This is a genomic window from Cellvibrio sp., from assembly GCF_053579595.1.
In genome coordinates, this window is the sequence record NZ_JBRFPI010000222.1 from 1 (window position 1) to 7,500 (window position 7,500).

Genomic DNA, 7,500 nt, shown 5'->3' on the forward strand with positions numbered 1-7,500 from the left:
TGGTCGCGGTGAAGGGCAGCGCATTGCTGCAATATTGGCAGCAGACCCACCATATTTTGCTGGAATTCGGCAATCTGCCCAGTGCCAGGAGTTATTCGCCTAACACACCCTTGATCAAAGAGTGGAAACGGCAGTGGGATAACACACAGCAGTATTGGTCGGAGGTCTTCAATCAAAGTGAAAGCCGCATGCTGCTTGCTGGCCAAGTGTTGTTGCTGGGTGATGAGGCACTGCCGAAGCCGGAGCTGCCAGTCGTCGCTGCACCTGTGTGCCCAAAACCGGAGGTGATTACCCAAGCTTGCCCTGAGCCAGCCGCCTCGTCGAAGCCGGTCGCTTACGAGACACCAGCGGCGGCGATGAGCGAGACTGTTGTAGTTGCTAGTGTGCAACCCAGCATCGCAACTGATACTGCTGAACCAATCACCACAACAACAGATGCAATCGATACTCCGCACGAGTCGCAGTCGACTGAACCACTGCCCGAAGCAACCCCCGAAGCCATAGCGGCTGCGCAGGGGCCTATCCCGCTGGGCGCCGGTGACCGCATTTTGTTGGTGGGCGATTCATTGATGCAGGGCTTGGCACCGCACCTGATCACCAATCTCAAGCGCAAATACAAAGTCGAGTCGATGGACTTGAGCAAGCACAGTACGGGGCTGACCTACCCGGCATTTTTCGATTGGCCAGCCACTGTGGAGGATGCATTTGAACTGGAAGACTACTCGGTGGTGATCGTTTTTCTCGGCGCCAATGATCCTTGGGATATGACCATTCATGGGCGCTACATCCGTTTTGGTTCGGAGCCTTGGGCCGCGGTGTATCGCGAGCGGGTCGCGCGCATTATCAACACCGCTGCGGCACATCGCGCGCGCTTGGTCTGGCTGGGCGTGCCGCCGTTAGGGCGCGAAGATTTGATCGGCAAAGCGCCGACACTCAATGCTATCTACGCCGAAGAAGCGAGCAAAATGCCGCTGTTTGCCCGTTTCGTCTCCACCGATCCAACCCTCACCGCCGATGGCAGCAGCTTTACCAAGTTTCTCGAACTGCCCGATCGCGGCAGTGTTATGGTGCGCACCGACGACGGAGTGCACTTCACTACCCAGGGGCATCGCCTGCTGGCGAACCTGACGCTCACCCAATTTGGCGCTGCACCACCTGCAGAAAAACCGGCGGAAGACGCTGCCAACGCAACTGACGGTACCGATACGGGCAATACCGCCTCCCACAACAAGATCACCCAACGATGAAGTACTTTACCCTCTGCCTGTGGCTGCTGGTTTTAGCCAAGGCGATGCCTGCTTTAGCAGCCAATAAAACGACCCCGCTGCTCGATTATGGCGACCGCAAAGCCCCGGCACTTTGGCAAAGCTTGCGCGATTTGGAGGAAAAAAAGCGGCAGGAGCCGATCCGGATTATCCAATTGGGGGACTCCCATACCGCAGGCGACTACTTCAGCGGCCAACTGCGCCAGCGCCTGCAAAACCAGTTCGGCAACGCCGGTATCGGTTGGCTCACACCGGGATACATCACCAACCAGCGCTCCAGCCAGGTATTGCTGCGCAGTACCGGCAGCTGGAAACTCAGCGATGCCAAACAACACAAACACTCAGGGGTGTTTCCGGTTGGCGGATTTATCAATACCTCGGCGGGAAATTCGATCCTTGAAATCAAAATCAAAGAAACACCTGCTGCCGGACAATGGCGCCTGAACATCTGGCAGAGCTCCGGCCAAACACTGTGGGGTCTGGCCTTGCCGGGTGGCAAAGTCCATAAATTACCCGGGCAGGGCGAGCCCAAAGCCCCTTGGCGATTGAGCACGCAAGAACTGGACGCGAACAAAGTGAGCGGACTGAAATTGCTCGCGCCCCCGGGCGGAAAACTGGGTGGCGTTATTCTCGATCGCATGGCACGCGGCATTACTCTGGACGCGCTGGGCAATAACGGCTCAGTCGCCAATGTGATCAACCGCTGGGATTCATCTACTCTGCGCAGCCAACTGCAATGGCGCAATCCGCAATTGATCATTCTCGCCTACGGTACCAATGAAGCCTTCGGTAAAGACCTGGTGCCGGAAACCTACGAGGCTGAGTTGCGCCAAGCGATTCGTTCACTGCGCGGCGCGGCACCGAAAGCGGCGATTTTGTTAGTGGGGGCGCCCAGCTCAGCCAAATCCCGTCCGCCGCACAACAACGGCGGCTGCCGTGTGCCGCTGCCGCCGAGTTTGATCAAAGTGCAGAACAGCCAGCGGCGCATCGCCCGACAGGAAGGCACACTCTATTGGGATTGGAGCGCGATGATGGGCGGCAACTGCGGTGCGCAATTCTGGCTTAAACAAAAAACGCCATTTATGCGGCCTGATCTTGTGCATATGAGCGCCGAGGGTTATGTCGCAAGCGCTGATGCACTTTATGTCGCGCTGCTGGATGAAATGGATAAGGCGCTAAAACGCTTGGCGGTGGCGCAAAAAAATTAATCAGTTTTGTGCAAGGAGTTGAAATGGCAAATCCCGTTATGCTCATCACTGGCGCCAGCAGTGGCATAGGCGCCGCCACCGCGCTGCTCGCCGCCGAACGCGGTTACGATCTTGTTATCACCTACTTAAGTAAACGCACACAAGCTGAAACTGTTGCGCAGCAAATTATTGCACTTGGGCGCAACGTTTTATGTGTACAAGCGGATGTGGGAATTGAAACGGATGTGCTCAATCTATTCGCACAGATCGACACTCAATTCAATCGTTTGGATGTACTAGTCAATAACGCCGCCATTTTGCGCCAGAAATTATTTCGCGATACACAGGTTGCCGAGCTGGAAAAATTATTTTCGGTAAATGTCATTGGCAGTTTTATTTGTGCGCGCGAGGCGATTAAACGCATGAGTAAACTTGATGGAGGAAATGGCGGTGCGATTATCAATGTTTCATCCATTGCCGCGCGTTTTGGTTCGCCGTTTGAATATATCGACTATGCCGCGAGCAAAGGCGCAATTGATACCTTTACCATGGGGCTTGCCAAAGAATTAGTTGCCGACGGCATCCGTGTCAACTGTGTGCGCCCCGGCATTATCAATACGGAATTGCACGCAAAAGGTGGTGAGCCCGGTCGCATTGAACGTATCGCACCAACCATTCCTATGCAGCGCGCAGGTGAGGCTGATGAGGTTGCCATCGCCATTTTATGGCTTGCGTCCGCTGAAGCGTCTTACATAACCGGCAGTTTGCTGGATGTGAGTGGCGGGCGATAATCCCTTACACAACAATTTCTCAATAAAAAAATGGCAGAAAATCTGCCATTTTTTTATTGCAAAGTTTAAACATTTTACTGCCGCTGGATATCTACAAAGGGACTGTAGACACCGTTTTTATCAAACGCGGCGATTTGGAAAATATAATCGCCTTCGAGCCAATCAAATTTGTACGACTGCGTCCAGGGGTCATTAATAGAGACGTAGGTGTATTTTGTGTCCGCCGTTTTTTTATAACGAATTTCATAACCACCCAGCTCATCAATATAGAGTTGTGCTCCGTTTTCGCGTTTATCCGGCGCCATCCAGGTAATGGCAACAGGGCCCGCCACATGAGCTGCTACCGATGAACTTGACCAGCTCGATGAACTCATCGCCGGTGTTGATGATTTGGAAGAGCTTGATGAACTCACTGCAGGTGCGGAACTGGAAGAGCTGGAAGAGGATACTGCTGGTGCTGACGAACTGGCCGCACTGGAAGCATTTGTTGCACCGGCAAACTCCATTTTGAACCAGTTAAGATTAAAGCCGCCGGTTGCCGCAACTATTTTTAAATCCTGAACGCCTTTTTTCAGTGCTACCGTATGCTCGACCTCTTTCCAGATTTGGAAGCCACCCGTAGATGCTACTGATACACGCCCTAACTCAACATTAGCGGCTGAGTGCAATGCAATTTTGCCAGTGCTGACGGTGCTGGCGACGCGATAGGTAATTTTGTAATTGCCATCTGCAGGCACATTGATGCCGCTGTAAGTCATCCATTCACCTGTCGCTATGCCGGCGACATTTTGACCTCCGCCAACATCGGATGTGGTTTGATTAAAAACACCAAACATGGAGGAATAACTTTCTGCTTCAATAGTCTGACTGACCGGAACCAGGCTTTCAATTTTCAGCCAATTGAAATTAAATCCACCCGTCTGTGCAAACACTTTTAAACTCTGTACTCCCTGCTGCAGGGTCAAGGTATGGCTGATATCAGTCCAGATTTGCCAGCCACCGGTTTTGGGAATAGCCAACAAACCCAAATCAACGTTGGTGCCTGACTTAAGCATCATTTTTGCGGTGGTGTAAGGGCTGGCGACACGGTATGTAATTTTATATTCACCAGTGATGGGAATATTTATACCGTCGTAGAGCAACCAATCATTAGTGCCAATTCCACCCACACTTTGGCCGCCGCCTACATCGGTAGTGGCCTCTGACATAATTCCGCTCATCGACGAATAACTTTCCGCCTGAAGGGTCAAGGGTGCGCCGGGCAGTACTGCTGCGGTGGGTGTTGCTGCAGCTGCAATAGGTGCTGGGGCGGCAGCGATGACCACAGGTGGTGTAATCCCCGCTGCGGTATCTGCCTCAATTTTGAATGATTTGATATTAAATCCACCGGCTTTGGCGAATACTTTTAAATCCTGCACACCTTTTTGCAGAGTGACTGTTTGCACAACATCACTCCAGACTTGAAAGCCTCCGGTTTTGGGAACCGATACTGTGCCTATTTCTACATCCGCACCGGATTTCAGGGTGATTTTGGCGGTGCTATAAGGGCTGGCGACGCGATAGGTAATTTTGTAAGTGCCATCTGCCGGTATATCCACCCCTGCATAATTCATCCAATCGCCCGTACTAATCCCGCCTACATTCTGCCCTCCGCCGATATCTGTTGTAGCTTCGGTAATAACACCGCTCATTGCAGAATAGTTTTCTGCTTCGATTGCTTCGTTAATCGATGTAATTTTTTCCAATTGAAACCAATTGAGATTAAAGCCGCCCGTTTTGGCGAAGATTTTTAAGGTCTGCACGCCTTTTGGCAGAGACACTATTTGGTCCACGCTGGTCCACAATTGCCATCCGCCAGTTTTAGGCACCTTGAGTGTTGCCAAATCAGCATCATTTGCAGAGCGCAAAATCAAACTACCCGTAGTGTTAGGCGATGCGAGCCTATAGGTAATTTTGTAGGTACCTGCCGCTGGTAGATCAACACTGTAGGACATCCAATCACCGGTGCTTATACCGCCAATATTTTTTCCAGCGCCGATGTCAGTGGTATTTTCGGCAATTACTCCCTGCATCGCAGTGTAATTTTCCGCTTCAATTGTGGTGGGGGCGGTTCGTACAACATTAGCGGCTGCACTGGGAGCAAAAATCATAAATGGAGCACAGAGTGCCATGGCGATAGAGGCATGGCGCAAACGCTGCTGCCAATTCAAACCGCGTTTTAATTGCAATTGGTCAATAAAACCCAGTTCTATTAATATTTCACCGATCGGTGTCACTGCGGCAGTAGGATCAGCGGGGTCTAATAAACGTTTGCGTCGCGATTGTTCTTTGATCGCTAGATCAAGTTGTGCGGGCGTTATAAGTCCTTTACTGACTAGGATGTCACCTAAGCGCGTGAGCTCTTTTTTTTTGAACATGATGCCTCCAAAACGACAACCGCATGATTTTTCTAGCCGTCTGATGAATAGTCCAGAAAATAACCTGAGAGGGAGTTAGCTGTTTTAGTGTAGAAGATGATCAAGAATTTGTGATCTGTAACACAAGGAGTTCATTGCAATCTTTTCGCATATGAGCATTTGCGGATATGCACTTTAAAAATGCATACATCTTTTATGGATAAAAAACAGCTCAATTATTCATTTTTTTCTATGTGATCCTTCCCTTCAAACCTGATATTTGCATCATTAAAGGTAAAGTTTATTCGCAGGATGGCCACCAACTGCTACCTTTTATAAGCGAATACTTGCGCAGTTGTCGTTTTGACTACTGCATATAACCAATATTGATTATCATCCTGCGCCCCTTTGATGCAGTGGAATTAATTGATGCGATTAATCGAATTGGCATTTCTTTGTTTCAACTCTTTATTTGAATAACAGGTCATCCACTATGAACAATAAAATACAGCTGCGGTCGCTGGTATCTGGCGCCGTTCTACTCTCACTGCTTGCAGGGTGTGATGCCCAAAAAACCGAGGCACCCGCAGCAACCACACCGCCTGCGAGCACAACCACGGCGGCAAAAGTGGAATGGCCGGCGATTACCAGCGCCGTCAAAAAAGACCCCGCTGTGGAAACGCGCATCGAGGAGCTGCTGGCCAAAATGACGTTGGAAGAGAAAATCGGCCAGCTGATCCAACCGGAAATCAAATTTCTGACCCCTGAAGATATCAAGCAGTATCACGTGGGTTCCGTGCTGAACGGCGGTGGCAGCACGCCCGGCAGCAACAAATACGCGACAATGGAAGACTGGGTAAAACTGGCCGACAGCTTCTATAACGCCTCAATCGATAAATCCAATGGACGTATTGGCATCCCGATTATGTGGGGTACAGATGCGGTACACGGGCTGGGTAACGTCGTCGGCGCCACCCTGTTTCCGCACAACATCGCCTTGGGTGCGACCAATACCCCCGAGTTGCTCAAACAAATCGGCTGGGCAACTGCACGTGAAATCGCAGTCACCCGCCTGAATTGGGACTTTTCCCCTACTGTTGCTGTAGCACGCGATGACCGCTGGGGCCGCGCCTATGAAAGCTGGTCGGAAGATCCACAAATTGTCGGCGCTTTCGCTGGAGAAATGGTGGAAGGCCTGCAAGGTGAAGGTGGTTCTGAGAAATTTTTATCCAATGAACACGTGATCGCCACTGCCAAACATTTTATCGGCGATGGTGGAACCTTAAATGGTGTGGATCGCGGCCCTACTCAAGGCGATGAACAGCATGTGCGTGATATCCACGGCGCCGGTTATTTCAGTGCCTTGGAGTCAGGTGTGCAGGCGGTGATGGCCTCATTCACCAGCTGGGACGGCACCCGCATGCACGGCCACAAATATTTGCTCACCGATGTACTCAAAGGCCAAATGGGTTTTGATGGTTTGGTAGTGGGCGATTGGAGCGGCCACAGTTTTATTCCCGGTTGCACCGCCGTAGATTGCCCTGAATCACTTATGGCCGGTTTGGATATTTACATGGTGCCCGAACCCAACTGGAAAGATTTGTACAACAATTTATTAGCGCAAGCTAAATCCGGTGAAGTTACGGCCGAGCGTTTGGATGATGCCGTGCGCCGGATTTTGCGCGTAAAAATCCGCGCCGGATTATTTGAAAAAGGTGCTCCCTCTACTCGCCCACTTGCCGGCAAAAAAGAATTGTTGGGCGCGCCAGAACATCGCGCCGTTGCGCGTCAAGCTGTGCGCGAATCGCTGGTGCTGTTGAAAAACAAAAACAATCTGTTGCCACTCGCGCGCAACCAAAAA

Annotated in this window: 5 protein-coding genes; 4 read left to right on the forward strand and 1 reads right to left on the reverse strand. The window is 51.2% G+C overall.

Annotated features, from left to right (window positions below; genetic code table 11):
* From ACWA6V_RS13820 to ACWA6V_RS13830, 3 genes are all read left to right on the forward strand, one after another.
* The coding region (locus ACWA6V_RS13820) for a DUF459 domain-containing protein (RefSeq protein WP_449523036.1) at positions 1-1,247 on the forward strand (1,247 nt) is incomplete at its 5' end.
* Positions 1,244-2,473, forward strand: a complete 1,230-nt coding sequence (locus ACWA6V_RS13825) for a GDSL-type esterase/lipase family protein (protein ID WP_449523037.1) — start codon at positions 1,244-1,246, stop codon at positions 2,471-2,473. The genes ACWA6V_RS13820 and ACWA6V_RS13825, both read left to right, overlap by 4 nt.
* Positions 2,474-2,496: 23 nt before the next feature.
* A complete protein-coding gene (locus ACWA6V_RS13830; protein WP_449523038.1) occupies positions 2,497-3,243 on the forward strand; it encodes an SDR family oxidoreductase in 747 nt (248 codons plus the stop codon).
* 74 nt (positions 3,244-3,317) lie between these two features.
* On the opposite strand, the gene ACWA6V_RS13835 is transcribed toward ACWA6V_RS13830, so the two are convergent.
* The gene (locus tag ACWA6V_RS13835; RefSeq protein WP_449523039.1) at positions 3,318-5,660 is read right to left on the reverse strand and encodes a carbohydrate-binding protein; all 2,343 of its coding nucleotides are present in this window, start codon (positions 5,658-5,660) and stop codon (positions 3,318-3,320) included.
* A 472-nt stretch (positions 5,661-6,132) separates the two neighbouring features.
* Between ACWA6V_RS13835 and ACWA6V_RS13840 the strand changes: the two genes are divergently transcribed.
* Positions 6,133-7,500 (forward strand): glycoside hydrolase family 3 protein (locus ACWA6V_RS13840; RefSeq protein ID WP_449523040.1); only part of this gene is annotated, 1,368 nt, incomplete at its 3' end.